We start from the raw sequence: 14,606 nt of genomic DNA, 5'->3' as shown, positions 1-14,606 counted from the left end.
ACCGGCTCAGGCGTAGGGCAGCTGGTGCAGGCGCTGGCTCAGCCTGTGCTGGCGCTCGGCCTGGGCGCGCAGGCGCCGGTACTCGCGATTGCGGCGCTCGGCCATGACCGCGACCAGAAAGTCAGTGGCCGACGACGGCGGCGCCGGGGGTGCCACATAGGCGGCCACTTCGTTGGCCAGCCGGTTCGCCGCGTGCTCCAAGGCTTCGGTGTTGTGCCCCTTGGGGGACTCCTGCACCGTGCGGAGCAATCGTGAGACCCGGGCCGCCACCGGATCAGGGAGGCGGCCCAGATCAGCGATCTGGGTCCAAGAGGTCAGCTGCGGAGGCACCGGAAGCATCATCGGCTTCACCGCGGGCTGGCGGACTCGGATCACGTAGGTGCCGGCGACCATATCGCCCAGCCGCTTGGTGCGCCGGCTGAACATACCCGCGAAGAGCGGCACCATGCCGAAGGTCAGGTAGATCTCCCCGAAGCCGACCAGCGCACGGATGGCGGCATGTCGCAGCCGGATCGCGCCGCCGTCGTCGCGCACTACGCGGGTTCCGAAGATGAGCCGGCCCACCGACCGCCCACGCGAGAGCGTCTCCACGGTCATCGGCACCACCACCAGGCAGAGCACCGCCCCGCCCAGGGTCACCGCCGCTTCCAGCGCCGGATTCGAGAAGGCGACGGCGGCCGCCATCCCGGAGAGGATCACGTACGCGAGCAGAGCGAACCAGTAGACGATCAGGTCCACGATCAGGGAAGCCGCCCGGGTGATCAGCGAGGCGGCTGGAAGCTCCAGCTCGACTCCCTCTCCGGTGATGACATTGCGCATCCGCCAAGCCTAGCGTCAGCGGGACCGCTGGAACTTGCGCGTTTGCACCGAGTTTCTCCCGAATGACTAGGCGGCGGGCGTCCAGGGCTTGAGGATCTCGCTCATGGCATCGGTGAGGCTGCGCTGCAGCAGCGGTCCGAAGGAGACACGCTTGACGCCCATGCGGGTGATCTCCTCCAGGCTCATCCACTCAGGCACTGCACCGTTGACCGGATGAGCCGTGACGTTCACCGGGGTGCTCACCGCATTGAGGATCCGGGCGAGGTATTCCTTGGACGGCACCTTCACCGGGTAGAGCGAATCGGCGCCGGCCTCTTCCAGCAGACGCAGCCGGGTCAGCGCGTCCTCCAGCTGAGCCTCTGGGGCCTCATCGGTGGTGAAGGCGTCGGTGCGCCCATTGATGACCAAGTGGGTGCCAGCGGCATCGGCGGCGGCCCGGATCTGGGCGATGTAGGCGCCGTGCTCCTGTGGGGAGCGCATTTCGTCCATGGAGTGGACGGTGTCCTCGATGTTGATGCCAACAGCACCGGCCTCCAGGGTCTTGTGCACGAGCTCCTCGGCCGGGGTGTCGTAGCCGGACTCCAGGTCCACCGAGACCGGGAGGTCCACCACGTCGGTGATCCGACGGACCACGGCGAGGACCTCGTCGAGCTCCATGCCCTCACCGTCGGCCTGGCCCAGTGAGTCGGCCACCGGGTGGCTTCCGATGGTCAGGGCCGAGAAGCCTGCGGCGGCGCAGGTCTCGGCGGACCAGACGTCCCAGACGGTGGGAAGGATGACCGGGGCGTCCCGGTGGTGGAGATCGAGCAGCAGCTGGGCGCGTTCCTGTGAGGTAGTCATCTCCGCATGCTTGCACAGTGCGCCTCCACTGGGAAGCACACCGCCCCGTATGAAGCCCGAGGTCAGAACTACCTGCAGCAGACCAGAGCCAGGGACTCCGTTCAGCTGTGGTCAGGCATCAGGGTCAGTTCCCCGGGTACTGTGCCTGGCTGAGCTGGCGGGCCAGGTGCACCGCGTTGGTAGTGGCGGTCTTGTTGGTCGCGGCCACGGCGGCGGGAGTCTCCTCGAGGTCCTTATAGTCCTTGGGGTTCATCGCCTCGTGGTTCCAGTAGGTCCCACCCTGGGCCGGGATGGTGAAGCCGATGTCGTTGAGTCCCTGAAAGGCGTCCGCGATGATCTTGTGGGCGCCGTCCTCATTGCCGACGACGGCGACGATCGCGACCTTGCCGAACATGATCGGGCGGCCCGCCTCATCGGTCTCGGAGAGCGCCGAGTCCAGGCGCTCCAGCACGCGCTGCGCCACGCTGGACATGTGGCCCACCCAGGTGGGAGTGCCGAACACTAGGATGTCGGCGGCCTTGATGCGCTCCAGGATCTCGGGGAACTGATCCCCGTGGCCCATATCTGCTTCCACGCCGGGTTTGACGTCGTCGTAATCCACCACGCGGATGGTCTCCCCGGCGACGCCGTGGGAGTCCAGCTCGGCCAGCAGCTGGTCGGTGATCACGTCGGTGCTGGATGCACCGGGGGAGGGCTTGAGCGTGCAGTTCAGAACGAGGGCCTTCAGAGGAGTATCCATGTTCGGCACGCTACGGCGGGCGGTGGAGCCCCGCAAGAGGACGGGCAGATCGCGATACTCTCATCCCGTGGATATCGACGCCTTCATCGCCGTGCACCAGCACGAATGGGACCGGCTCTCCCAGCTGGCCTCTCGCCGTCGGCTCAGCGCACCCGAGGCCGATGAGATGCTGCGCCTCTACGAACGGACCTCCACACACCTGTCCATGATCCGCGCCGCCGAGCCGGACTCCCCGGTGGTGCCCTTACTCTCGGCACCCCTGGGCCGGGCGCGGGCGCACCTGACCGGGGCGGGGGAGAACGTCTTCGTCTCCAGCGCCTACTTCTTCACCCAGACCCTGCCGGTGGCGTTCTACCGGATCCGCTGGCTCACCGTGATCCTCGGAGCCGCGTTCATCGCGGTGGCAGTCGGGTTCGCGCTGTGGACGGCGAACCACCCACAGATAGATCTGCTTGTCCCAGAAGGGGACCGGCAGGCCTACGCCGGCACCGAGTTCGTCAACTACTACTCGGAGAACCCCAACTCCAGCTTCGCCGCCCAGGTGTGGACCAACAACGCCTGGATCGCCGCCCAGGAGGTGGCCTTCGGGATCAGCGGGATCTTCGTGCCCTTCGTGCTGTTCATGAACGCCCAGGGGCTGGGCATGGCCGCCGGGATCATGGCCGAACAGGGCGAGGCATCCACCTTCTGGCTCTACATCCTCCCGCACGGGCTCATGGAGATCACCGCGATCTTCATCGCCGGAGCCGCCGGGCTGCGCATCTTCTGGGCCTGGGTCGCCCCGGGGCAGATGCGCCGTTCCGCCGCGCTGGCCGCCGAGGGCCGCAAACTGATCACCGTGGCCTTCGGGCTGGTCCTGGTGCTGCTGATCTCCGGGATCGTGGAGGGCTTCGTGACTCCCTCAGAGCTGCCGCACTGGCTGCGGATCGGGATCGGCGCTGCCGTGCTCGCCGCGTACTGGGTCTACACCCTGGTGCTGGGCGGCCGAGCGCACCGGGCAGGGGTCACCGGGGATCTCGGAAAGTACGACGCCGGCGCGGTGGAGCTGACAGCCTGAGGCCCGGATGTTCATCTGACGGTTCGCCGGGGGTCTACTCACGGTAGTGACGCGCTAGCTCCTCGTCAGCTTGATCGGCTTGCCTTGCGGCTTCGCAGGATGAGGTAGATGACCAACCCAAGCAGGATCAGCACGGTCGCCCCGAGGATGTAGATCAGGACGCTGGGGAGGGGCGCCTGACTGATTCCGGGGAGATCGCTCTGTTCGGCATTGGTGTTGTCCGAAGGGGGGACCGCGGCCTCCTCCACGGTGAAACGCTGCCCCTCGAGGGCTGCGCTGATCTCGCTGTCGGCGTCGGTCATGGACCCACTAGCGGTGTATTCTCCTGGCTCCAAGGCTCCGTCTAAGGTCACCTCAACGGTGGTCTGCGTACCAGCGATGACATCGCCCAGAGCGACACTGGCTTCGCTCACGGTCTCTCCGCCCTCGTCCTTGATCGTGAAATCACCAGCCGGTTCCAGATGCGCGGTTCCAGTGTTCGTGAGTTCCACTTCGATCACTGACCGGCTGGCCGCATGCTTGTGGCTGGCTCCACCGAGTTCGAAGGCCGGATCTAGCTCACCGGGCACCTCGATGGTGATGGGCATTGCCTGACGGACGGTCTGGTTCAGTGCGACGTCGCCGGATCCTTCTAAGGGCTCGGCGTTCTGCAGGACGAGGCTGGTGATGTATTGGCCCGGCGGGGTCTCCGGCGGCACCGTCAAAGTGATGGAGCTTTCCCTGGTCTGTCCGGCCTGCAGGGTGAGCTCTTCCGACCCATAGTCGAGCCAGGTGGTCGTCCCGGTTGTCTCGCTCCCGCTCTCCCTCGCTCCAAAGCCACCGTTGACTAGCGTGTAAGCATCCGCCGGGTAGACGATGACGTCCAGCTCAGCTTCACCGTTGTTGGCCTGTGCGAAGGTCAGCTCCTGGCTCTCTCCTGGCTCCATTGTGAGAGCGAAGTAGGACCCGGGGTGGTCCACCGGCTGGAGGCTGAGGTTGACCGACTCCTCGGTCTCCTCTGTGCTGGCAGTCGCCTGGGTGGGGACCAGGATGAGGCTGAGGGCCAGCAGCAGCGGAGCTAGGCTCCAGCGCAAGGGGTTCGGCACGGTGTTGTTACTTCCTTCGGGAGTTCGGCTGTCAGGGGGAGGGGTTCAGTGTGTCGAGTCCGGCTCATCTGTCCCACTTAGGGGGCAGGGCTGGTACTCGCAGTGGGTTCGGGTTCCGAGCTCTGCTCGAGCACTGTGGCCGGAGTCGGTTCGACGGTGGGCTCGGGCTCCGGCTCTGGCGAGGGCTCCGGCTGTGGCGAGGGTGCTGGTGTCGGCTCCGCGGTGACCTCTGCGGTTGGCTCAGTCTCCGGTGCAAGCTCCGGCTCCGTGCTTGAGCTCGGGTTCGTGTTCGGTTCGGCGGAGATGTTCAGAGTTGGGCTGACCGTGGTTGTAATCGTGCCTGTATAGGTCCCGCTCCGTGCACCCGGCGGAAGCGTTAGGGACAGCAGCACTCCCTGAACGTAGGACCCGCGTGCGTATCCCGGCTCGGCCGTGAGCACGAGTCGGGGTGTGTCGAGGGAACCAGCGGGGGAGTGGTCCGGAAGCTTGGGCCCTGCAGTCGAGTCTGGTGTCACTCCAAGTGATTCAGTCACCACCGGGGCGTCGACGGAGATGACGGAGAGGTCTGTGGCTTCAACGGTCTCACCGGAATGGCGACCACTGTACTGGAGAGCCGAAGCCTGCATGGTGACCCCCCAGCCACTGTCATTACCAGCGGAGGGGTCAGAAGTGTCCGCCGTTGAGAGTTCCATCTGGCCCGTGATGACCTGGGATTCGTGCGAGTAGGAGGTGGCTGGGAACCACAAGTCCTGCAGATCCGTCGATGTCGTTGCGGAGGCCGTCGTCAGTGGAGCGGCAGAAACAAGCAGGATGGTGGAGAAAAACGCGACTACACCCCCAGAGCGATTCATCTCGGTACTCCTTGAGTTCGCAGGCGACGCCGATATGCTCGGTGGCTTCGGTCTGCCGACGCGATTCCCATCGCGTTGGAAGAACCTGCCCATTGGTATAGACCCTGAAGGATGGGACCAGGGTCCTACCCCTGGAGTCTGACCCTGGTCCCGGCCTTGCGTCCGGCGATGTTAAACGCCGGACGCAGGGCCCTCAGGATGCGCTATCGCGCGTGTGCCGCTGATCAGTTGATGGCTGGCGCAGCAGCGGTGGTGGTGGTGAGCGTGGCGGCGTATGTGCCGGCGCGGCTGCCTTCCGGGACGGTCAGCGCCACGTTTACGGGGGCGGAGTAGGATCCTTCGCCGCCGTCGGCGGCGGCTGAGAGCACCGTACGCTCGGCGTCGAGAGTGCCTGCGCCGCCAGCGGTGACGGTCTCAATACCATCCACGCCAGCTTCACGGGTGATGTCTCCCACGGAGGTCACGGCGAAGTTGGCCGCCACAATCGGGTCACCTGCGTTGTCGCCGGTGTAGCTGAAGTCTCCGACGCTCTGAGTCACGCTCCAGCCCTCGCCGGTGCCCCTCTCGTCGTTGACGCCGACAGTCACGACGCCGGGGGAGGTCTCGGTTGTGTGTGACGTGGCGACTTCGCCGAGCACCACGTTTTCAGCAGAAGCCGTCAGCTGCCCGCCGGTGACGGTGGCCGTGGCTGTGCTGTCGGCGGCGAAGGCCGCCGGGGTGACGAAGAATGAAGCGACCAGGAGGGAGCTGACGGTGACGGTCTTGACGGAGGTGCGCATGATGCTGCTTTCTAGTAATTCCCGGTGCGTCAAAGGCTCTGTGCGGAAACGCTCAGCGGGCCGGAATCTGGTGCACTCAGGAGGGATTCTGCCCGGGTTCGCGCAGAAGGGTGGTTCAGGGTTCTTAGTGCCGATAGATGCATGTCTGAAAAATAGTTTTGCTTGTCTAACAGTTTTGCGTATCTAACAAACTTGCCAAACCTGCAAACTTGCGGCAGGTTCAGCTTAGGTCAAAGTTGAGTCAGTGTCCATGGAACGTGACAGGAGTTTTCATTGTTTGTTCAGCCTCGTGGTTGAGGTGCGGAGATTCATTGAGGATTCAGCGCCTGACGAAAGGATCCGCGCCACACAGCTGTCCGACTCTCCGCGCTTCATCCCCACTTTCGGGCCCGCTCGCTCATACTGTTGAGAGGAGTCAGTAATGCGTGGAGAGGCAGATATGAGCGCGAATTCCGATCGGAACGAGGCCGGAAGGCCTGCCGACGAGAACGAAGATTTTGAATCCGGACTGGATTACGGTGCCTTCGCATCCGAAGAGCCCGATTTTCCGGAGGAGACGCTGAGCAAGGAGCGCGAGCAGCGCCCGGCGCAGCAGTCGTCCGGTGCCGCCGATGACCAGGCGACCCAGGCCATGCCTGCAGCGCGCCAGCCTGAGGCCGCCCCGGGACGCCATGACATGGCCGACGACGACGCCACCCAGAACATCCCCAGCCAGGGCGCGCCGGCGCGGGACACTCCGCCGGAGAACCCCAACGCCACGCGCTCCTTGAACGAGGTCCGGCCTAACCAGGAGACCCGCTCGCTGGAGGACACCACCCGGTTCACCGGTGCGGCCGCGACGGGCACGCCGGTCGCCGGCGGTGCAGGTACAGCAGTCGGAGCGGCCTCCGCGCCCCACGCGTCGGCACCCCACACACCCGACACCAACACCCCGAGCCCGACTCCGGCTACCGACGGCCCGGCGGACACGCATCAGCCCACGGAGAACGCCGCGGAGCTCAGCCGCCGCGAGCAGCGTCGCCGGGACCGGCACGATGCCACCGCGAAGGACGATGACACCGCGGTCGTGCCCGCCACGGGATCAGGCACTGGCGCAGCTGCTGGTGCCGGCGCAGGTGCCGCAGCCGGAACAGCGGCCGGCGCAGGCGCTGCAGCAGGAGCAGGCTCGGTGGATCACCCCCGCCGCCACGCCTCCAGCCCCACCCGTCCGGCCTACGGCTCGGACGAGTCCATCACCAACGAGGATCTCGATGAAGAGGTCTCCCGCTCCAAGCGCGGAGTCTCCCGGTTCTTCCAGGTGCTGATCGCGATCTTCACCCCGATCCTGCTGCTGGTCGCCGCCGTGCGACTGGTCGCCTCCCCGCTGTTCCTCTGGGTGGCGTACAACCGCCCCTGGATCCCGGACGGCACCTATAACCTCAACGCCGATGACCGGCTGACCTACGGTTCCTACGGCACCGACTTCCTGACCAACCTCGCGGACTCCCGCTACCTGGGCGATCTCGCTCCGGGCGGCGAAGCGCTGTTCACCGCGGAAGAGGTCTCCCACATGGTGGACGTGAAGTTCGTGCTGTTCTGGGTCATGATCATCGGCCTGGCGCTGCTGGTCATCACCTTGATCCTGGCGACGCTGCTGCGCGCCTGGCGTCCCGGGGGAGTGGCCCGCGGCCTCTTCGCCGGCGCCTGGGTGACACTGGGCATCATCATCGCGGCCGCCGTGCTGGCGATCATCGACTGGCAGTTCTTCTTCGCCGAGTTCCACCGGATCTTCTTCGCCGATGGCACCTGGACCTTCCCGGCCGAGTCCACGCTGATCCAGCTCTACCCTGAGCAGTTCTGGATCGACGCCGGCGTCGCCGTGGTCGCCCTGGCAGTGATCTTCTCGCTGATCCTGCTCATCGCCACCTGGCCGACCAAGCGCCGCCGTGCACGCCGCGCCGCACGCCTGGCCGAGGTGCATGAGCGCCGCAAGGCCAAGCTGGTCGAGGAGCTGAACCAGAGCAACGGTGAGTACACCGATGACTCGACCCGCAGCCGGGATTACGGCCATGACCGTGATCATGACCGGCGCAGCACCACGGCGGTGGGCTGAGGCCCCCGACAGTACGACGACGGCGCGGACTCACCCTCGCGCCCCGAGTACACTCAACGCTGATGACCAGTGACAACACTGCCGCAGACCCCTCCGCCCAGGGTCCCCTCGTGGGGATCCTGGGCGGAATGGGTCCTGCCGCCACCGTGGACTTCTATTCCAAGCTGATCGCGGCCACCCCGGCCGCCACGGACCAGCAGCACCTGCGAGTGATGATCTGGGCCGACCCCACCGTGCCCGACCGCTCCCAGGCGATCGTCGGCCACGGAGAGGACCCCACGCCGAAGCTCGTCGAGGGCGCTCAGCAGCTCAAAGCCGCAGGGGCTGCGTTCTACGTGGCCGCCTGCAACGGATCCCACGCCTTCCTGCCGCGGGTCCGCGAGCAGGTGGACCTCGAGTACGTCTCCATGATCGAGGTCACCGCAGAGCACCTCAGCGCGCTGCCCTATGTGAAGGCCGCCGGCCTGCTCGCCACCGACGCCACGCTCACAGCAGGGTTGTACCAGGACAGCCTCGCCGAGTACGGGGTGAAGCCGATCGTCCCCGAGGCGGCGGATCAGCACACGGTCATGGAAGCCATCTACGCCGTGAAGGCCGGGGACCTCGGGCCTGAGCTGCGCGTCTCCCTGGTACGGGTGGCGCAGTCCTTGGTCGAGAAGGGCGCTGACGTGATCGTGGCGGCCTGCACCGAGATCCCGCTGGCCATGACCACCGAAGAGTCCCCGCGTCCGCTGGTGGATCCCGCGGTGCTGCTGGCCAACCGCGTGGTCACCAAGGCCAACAGCCTGTGACCACCTCAGCGGAGACTTCGCTGGCAGCAGGGGAGCAGTCGCCCTCGCTGAAACTGGCGGGACTCGCCGCACTGTGGATCATCGTGATCACCGCGGTCGTGTTCGGCGGCACGCTTGCGCTGCTGTTCATTCCAGAGGATCCCGATCAGCTCGCGGTCCCGGCGATCGTGCTGGCAGTGATCATCCATGCTGTGCTGGTCCTGGTCGCGCTGCGGCAGCTGATTCGGCGGTCCAGCTCCTCCTGGCGTGCGCTCGGGTTCGTGCGGCCCTCCTGGCGGCTGCTGCACCTGCTGTGGCAGGTGCCGGTGGTGGTCCTCGCCGCGCTGACCGTGCAGCTCGTGACCTCCATGCTCACCGGCGGCGCGAATGGTGACGCCGGCGGCTCCATGGGCGACTTCGCCGTCGGGATACACCCCGCCTTCGCCATCCTGGCGTTCCTCGCCATCGCCGTGCTGACCCCGCTGTGGGAGGAGATGTTCTTCCGCGGCATCCTCTTCGGGAGCATCCGGGGCCGGTGGGGTGTGGTGCTGGCGGTCGTCATCACCACTGCGCTGTTCTCCGTGGTCCACGCGGTCCTCGTACTGGTGCCTTACTTCTTCACCCTCGGGCTGGGCCTCGCTCTGCTGCGGATCTTCCACCGCAACCTCTGGGGACCGCTGGTGCTGCACGTGACGATCAACTCCATCGCCTCCGCGACGATCCTCACCGCGCTGGTGTAAACCTGCGGGGGAGTGGACTCCTACTCCGAGAGGGCGAGTTCGGCTTTGACGATCTCGGCTAGCGCCTCGGACTCCGACAGGGCCAGCTCCGCAGTCGCGGCCTCGACCATCACCCGCACCACCGGCTCGGTCCCCGACGGACGCAGCAACACCCGACCCGTCTCCCCCAGACGCGCCTCAGCCCGGGCCACAGCGTCCTGCAGCGGGGCATGGGTCTTCGCCCGAGTCCGATCCACACCCTGGACATTGATCAACACCTGCGGAAGCTTCGTCATCGCCTCCGCCGCCAACACCCGAGCCGTCTTACCGGTGGCGGCCACCCGAGACGCCAGCTGCAACCCGGTCAACAGACCATCCCCGGTGGTCGCCCAGTCCGCGAAGATCAGATGCCCGGACTGCTCCCCACCCAGGTTGTACCCGTTCGCCCGCATCGCAGCCAGCACATACCGGTCCCCGACCGCGGTCTCGACCAGGTTGACCCCAGCTGCTTCCATACCCAGCTTCAGCCCGAGGTTGGACATGACCGTGACCACCAGGGTGTCCTCGACCAGGGTGCCGGCGTCCTTCTGCGCGATCGCCAGGACCCCCATGATCTGATCCCCATCGATGATCTCTCCGGTGTGATCCACCGCGAGACACCGGTCAGCATCCCCGTCGTGAGCGATCCCCAGATCCGCCCCATGGGCCAGCACCGCGTCTTGCAGCGGGCCCAGATGAGTCGACCCGTACCCGTCGTTGATGTTCAGCCCATCCGGGTCTGCCCCGATCACGATGACCTCAGCCCCGGCGTCGGTGAACGCCTGGGGTGAGACCCCGGCAGCGGCACCGTGGGCGCAGTCCAGCACGATCTTCAGTCCCTTCAGACTCACCCCGTCCATGGAGCGCAACAGGTGCACCAGGTAGCGGTCTTCGGCGTCAGCGAACCGGCGGACCCTCCCGACGTCGGCCCCGGTGGGCCGGGCTGGCTCACGGCCCAGCTGGGTCTCGATGGCGTCTTCAGCGGCGTCGTCGAGCTTATGGCCCCCGCGGGCGAGGAACTTGATCCCGTTATCCGGGGCGGGGTTGTGCGAGGCGGAGATCATCACCCCGAAGTCCGCGTCGATGTCATCGACTAAGAACGCGGCGGCGGGGGTGGGCAGCACTCCTGCGTCGTAGACATCGACTCCGGCGCTGGCCAGACCGGCGGAGACGGCGGCGGAGATGAACTCTCCGGAGATGCGGGGGTCACGGGCGACGACCGCGGTGGGTCTGGTGCCGGGGGTCACCTGTTGGTGGCCCAGGACGGTCGCTGCTGACTGGGAGAGGGTGAGGGCGAGTTCCGCGGTGAGCAGCCCATTGGCCACACCACGCACACCGTCAGTGCCGAAAAGTCTCATCATCAGTTCCTTCCACGGCTCCGTTGACCGCAAATCGATGGAGTTCTTCCCAGAGAATACGGCAGTGATGTCTCGCCGACGGACCTACCCGGGGAGCCTTGAAGTGCTAAGAGCGCCGAATCATGTGATCGATGATACTGACACCACACCGCCGCGGTTCTCCGTACGCCGGGTAGAGAAATTCGCTGACATCGGCCGTGGGCACCACATTCGAAACGGTGGCACCCTCCGCACTATCCAGTGACGGCGTAAGAATGTCCACCGCGGTGCCGGTCAGTCCGGGGAAGGCCCACATGGCATCGATAGCCAGACTCTTGAGGTCATCGCTGAGATCCGGAAACACGTCCACCGAGAATCCTCCACCGACTTCGGCTTCAGGGGCCGTGCGCAGTACGCGGATTTCACCCCCGCTCAATGTCTGCTCCAGGGTCACTCCCATCTGCTTGAGGTGCTCTTCGCCCACGGCAAGGACTCTGGAGCGAAGATACTCAGAGGACTCTCGCCTTTCCCTTTCCTTTCTCAACAGCTGGCGGACCGTGGAACGCCCATCCCCGGCGATGTAGAACGGTACTCGCGCCACCGCGGCTACGGTTTCTTCCGCCACAACATAGATGCGCAGCGCCAGGTTCGGCGAGTACTGCTCGATGTGGATCAGTTGATTGACGCTTTTCAGATGGGCCAAAGCCTGCGTCGATCGGTCCCACTCGCGTCGTAGGTCTTCTTTGGATGAGACGGCGAGCGAGGTCACGGGTTTGGCGCGCTCTGAGGCGGGCCGGGCGGTCACTGGAGTGCCGGATTGATCGCGATACTTGTCCGCGGCGTCGTACTGAGAGACGTGGAAGGACCGGCCGGCGGAGGTGCTGACTGAAGAAGCACGGAGGTACGCGTGGCTCAGCTGGACGGACTGCGTGGCGTCTCGAGCCTGGCCGCTGACAAGTGTGGTGGTGCGGCTGTCAATGCCGCCGATGCGCCGCCCCCGATGCACGAGCAGGAAGCTCGGTCCCATCTTGGCGGGTGTGATGCGGCGACGTTTCTGCGCGTCCTCCAGCAGAATCCCCTGATGTTTCAGGGTGTTCTTCCAGTGGTGCATCTCATTTCGCTGAGGTTCGATGACTTGGCTGATGAACTGCGAAATGGGGGAAGCGGATTGGTGCACCTCAGATGACATACCGGCCAGGATATCCCGCGCATAGGATGGGCGGCGATGGAACTGCACACTCAGACAGCCCGCGCCGCCCTCATCGAGGCCAGTGACCTCCTGGATTCCCTCATGCCGAAGCTAGATGCTCTGCGCACTGAGCTGGAGTTCAAGGCAGATGACACCCCGGTGACCGCGGCTGACCTCCTGCTGCAGCAGGAGCTCGAGACACTACTGCGGGCAAGGCTGTCCAATCTCACGTTCGTCGGGGAAGAGGAATCAGCCGGATGGGAAGCGAAACCTACGGGTTGGGTGGCTGTAGTTGATCCCATTGATGGCACGGAGAACTTCGCGTCTTCGCTGGTCGAATGGGGAACTGCCATCAGCATCTTCCACAGCGGGGTCCACTCCGCCAGCATGATCGCCCTGCCCGAGTTGGGCCAACGCATCATCAGCGGTGACACGCTGAAATACGCTCAGTCACGCATTGCGGGCTTTTCGTCTGGAATGGACCAGACGCTGGTCGATCGGATCGCGGAGGCTCCCCAAGCTCGGATTTATGGTGCCGCTGTGTACAATTTCTTCGGTGTCGTCACCGGCCGTTTGGCCTCTTTCACGAACCCGGTGGGGGCGTACTCCTGGGACGTGCTTGCTGGCCTGCCCCTAGCCCGAGAACACAACTGTGAGGTCTTTGTCGATGACGAACCGTACGACGGACGATATCTCGAGCCTGGCCGCAGATATCGCGTCGAGGTACACCACCGATACGATCGTCATCCTCGGCAAGGGTCCCTCGGCTGAGGAAGTCCATTCCCGAGTCTTCGAGGGCAATCTGACCATCGGCATCAACGATGCCGAACGCATCCACCCGATGGACATCTCCATCTTCTACGAGGACTGGGTGGCAGAGTCGGTCCAGGCCGAAGGAATGCGCTCCCAGGCGTACGTCACCTCCACCGACCTGGTGGCCCCAGGACGCAGAGTCGTGAAGCTACCCTTCCAACCGCTGAGCAATGATGAGGAAGACCTTGTCCTGCTGCGCTTCCAGAACCGGGAAGAGATCGCCATCGAGGAAGCCATCTTCCTCACCGCGCTGGAGGTGGCGCGCACTGTGGCCGAATCCAAGGGCCGGACCCAGACCGTCTACATGGTGGGCTTCGACTTCACCCCTGGATCCGGCCACGCCAAGTCGGCGACGACGACGTTCGCCCCAGACCTGGACAGCCGACGGGCCGCTGGCATCGCGATGCAAGAATATGTCCTCAGGAATGCGCTCTACACGTTGGAGGATTCCGAGCTGAGCGTGCACCATGTGGGCACCAAGGACTTCTCCACCCTGGGCCCCAAAGAGCTCAACGAGCAGCACATCGTGTCCGTCACCGCGCCGGCTGAGCCAACCGCGCGCCCCGCAGCGCCCGAGGTTCAGGGGGTGGAGGTCACTGCGGAGATCACAACCAATCACTTCGGCGATTTCGAACGGCTCGAGAAACTTGTCCGCGCTGCCCACGAAGCCGGAGCAGACTGGGTCAAGGTACAGAAACGCGAAGTCGCCTCCTTCTACACCCGGGAGCAGCTGGCACAGCCCTACAGGTCCCCTTTCGGGTCCACCTTCGGGGAGTACCGCAATCAGTTGGAGCTCGACCACGAGGGGTTCCGTTTCCTGGACGACCTTTGCGCGGATCTGGGTATCGGCTGGTTCGCCTCAGTGCTCGACCAGCCCTCTTTCGAGTTCATGCTGGATCTCAATGTGCCGATGATCAAGCTCCCCTCCACGATCTCCGAGCACAAGCAGTACCTGAGCCACGTCGCCGAGCGCTACACGGGATCACTTGTCCTCTCCACTGGCATGACCGACCACCGGTATGAGGAATGGGTCCTGGAGACCTTCAAGAAGCAGGACAAGCTGTATCTGCTGCACTGCAATTCTGCTTATCCGACTCCCGATGAGCACACCAATGTGGGTGTGGTGCGGCACTACAGCGAACTCGCGAAGGAACACCCTCAGCTGATCCCCGGATACTCCAGCCACGATTTTGGGTGGATGGCCTCAGCACTCGCGGTGGCGGCTGGGGCTCGCATGGTGGAGAAACACGTGAAGCTCGGCAACACAGCGTGGGCGCATTTTGATGCCGTCGCCGTGGACCTCAACAGCGACGCTTTCACCGAGTACGTCGCAGCAATCCGGAAAGCAGAAGTGCTGGTGGGTTCCACCCAGAAAAAAATCACGGACAGCGAGCACCACAAGTACCAGGTGCCCTCACCCCACTGACCCAGGACCGATGGAGGGCTTTGATAGCCTGACGCTCGGTTGTCTTGCTCT

At 65.0% G+C, this 14,606-nt stretch carries 13 protein-coding genes; 6 read left to right on the top strand and 7 right to left on the bottom strand.

The window, feature by feature from the left end; translation table 11 throughout:
• Positions 1 to 6: 6 nt before the first annotated feature.
• The 3 genes from IY716_RS10825 to IY716_RS10815 form a co-directional block, all read right to left on the bottom strand.
• The gene (locus IY716_RS10825) at positions 7 to 819 is read right to left on the bottom strand and encodes an RDD family protein (RefSeq protein ID WP_218221724.1); all 813 of its coding nucleotides are present in this window, start codon (positions 817 to 819) and stop codon (positions 7 to 9) included.
• Positions 820 to 885: 66 nt separating this feature from the next.
• Positions 886 to 1,659: an isocitrate lyase/phosphoenolpyruvate mutase family protein gene (locus tag IY716_RS10820; protein ID WP_218221723.1), complete on the bottom strand. Its 774-nt coding sequence runs from the start codon at positions 1,657 to 1,659 to the stop codon at positions 886 to 888.
• A gap of 124 nt (positions 1,660 to 1,783) precedes the next feature.
• A complete protein-coding gene (locus tag IY716_RS10815) occupies positions 1,784 to 2,398 on the bottom strand; it encodes a flavodoxin family protein (protein WP_218221722.1) in 615 nt (204 codons plus the stop codon).
• Positions 2,399 to 2,465: 67 nt separating this feature from the next.
• Between IY716_RS10815 and IY716_RS10810 the strand changes: the two genes are divergently transcribed.
• Positions 2,466 to 3,455, top strand: a complete 990-nt coding sequence (locus IY716_RS10810; protein WP_218221721.1) for a stage II sporulation protein M — start codon at positions 2,466 to 2,468, stop codon at positions 3,453 to 3,455.
• 65 nt (positions 3,456 to 3,520) lie between these two features.
• Here IY716_RS10810 and IY716_RS10805 read toward each other — a convergent pair whose 3' ends face one another.
• Positions 3,521 to 4,540, bottom strand: coding sequence for a WxL protein peptidoglycan domain-containing protein (locus IY716_RS10805; RefSeq protein ID WP_218221720.1), 1,020 nt, complete (start codon positions 4,538 to 4,540; stop codon positions 3,521 to 3,523).
• Positions 4,541 to 5,615: 1,075 nt separating this feature from the next.
• Complete coding sequence (locus tag IY716_RS10800) at positions 5,616 to 6,170, bottom strand: WxL domain-containing protein (RefSeq protein WP_218221719.1); 555 nt, start codon at positions 6,168 to 6,170, stop codon at positions 5,616 to 5,618.
• A 439-nt stretch (positions 6,171 to 6,609) separates the two neighbouring features.
• On the opposite strand from IY716_RS10800, the gene IY716_RS10795 reads away from it, so the two are divergent.
• From IY716_RS10795 to IY716_RS14070, 3 genes are all read left to right on the top strand, one after another.
• Positions 6,610 to 8,262, top strand: coding sequence for a TIGR01906 family membrane protein (locus tag IY716_RS10795; protein WP_218221718.1), 1,653 nt, complete (start codon positions 6,610 to 6,612; stop codon positions 8,260 to 8,262).
• Between the two features lie 62 nt (positions 8,263 to 8,324).
• A complete protein-coding gene (locus tag IY716_RS10790) occupies positions 8,325 to 9,053 on the top strand; it encodes an aspartate/glutamate racemase family protein (RefSeq protein ID WP_218221717.1) in 729 nt (242 codons plus the stop codon).
• Complete coding sequence (locus IY716_RS14070) at positions 9,050 to 9,772, top strand: type II CAAX endopeptidase family protein (RefSeq protein ID WP_218221716.1); 723 nt, start codon at positions 9,050 to 9,052, stop codon at positions 9,770 to 9,772. Before IY716_RS10790 ends, IY716_RS14070 begins: the two co-directional genes overlap by 4 nt.
• 20 nt (positions 9,773 to 9,792) lie before the next feature.
• Here IY716_RS14070 and glmM read toward each other — a convergent pair whose 3' ends face one another.
• Positions 9,793 to 11,151, bottom strand: a complete 1,359-nt coding sequence (gene glmM, locus IY716_RS10780; RefSeq protein ID WP_218221715.1) for a phosphoglucosamine mutase — start codon at positions 11,149 to 11,151, stop codon at positions 9,793 to 9,795.
• Positions 11,152 to 11,254: 103 nt separating this feature from the next.
• Complete coding sequence (locus IY716_RS10775) at positions 11,255 to 12,316, bottom strand: hypothetical protein (RefSeq protein ID WP_218221714.1); 1,062 nt, start codon at positions 12,314 to 12,316, stop codon at positions 11,255 to 11,257.
• 36 nt (positions 12,317 to 12,352) lie between these two features.
• On the opposite strand from IY716_RS10775, the gene IY716_RS10770 reads away from it, so the two are divergent.
• Positions 12,353 to 13,087 (top strand): inositol monophosphatase family protein, encoded by a 735-nt coding sequence (locus IY716_RS10770; RefSeq protein ID WP_218221713.1) that lies wholly within the window; start codon positions 12,353 to 12,355, stop codon positions 13,085 to 13,087.
• On the top strand, positions 12,984 to 14,555 hold the full coding sequence (locus IY716_RS10765) for an N-acetylneuraminate synthase family protein (protein ID WP_218221712.1): 1,572 nt from the start codon (positions 12,984 to 12,986) through the stop codon (positions 14,553 to 14,555). Before IY716_RS10770 ends, IY716_RS10765 begins: the two co-directional genes overlap by 104 nt.
• The last annotated feature ends 51 nt before the right edge of the window (positions 14,556 to 14,606 follow it).

Source organism: Nesterenkonia sp. Act20 (assembly GCF_019173455.1).
Lineage (GTDB): Bacteria > Actinomycetota > Actinomycetes > Actinomycetales > Micrococcaceae > Nesterenkonia.
The sequence above is the reverse complement of the archived record's forward strand: the minus strand, read 5'-3'. Positions and strand labels throughout refer to the sequence as shown.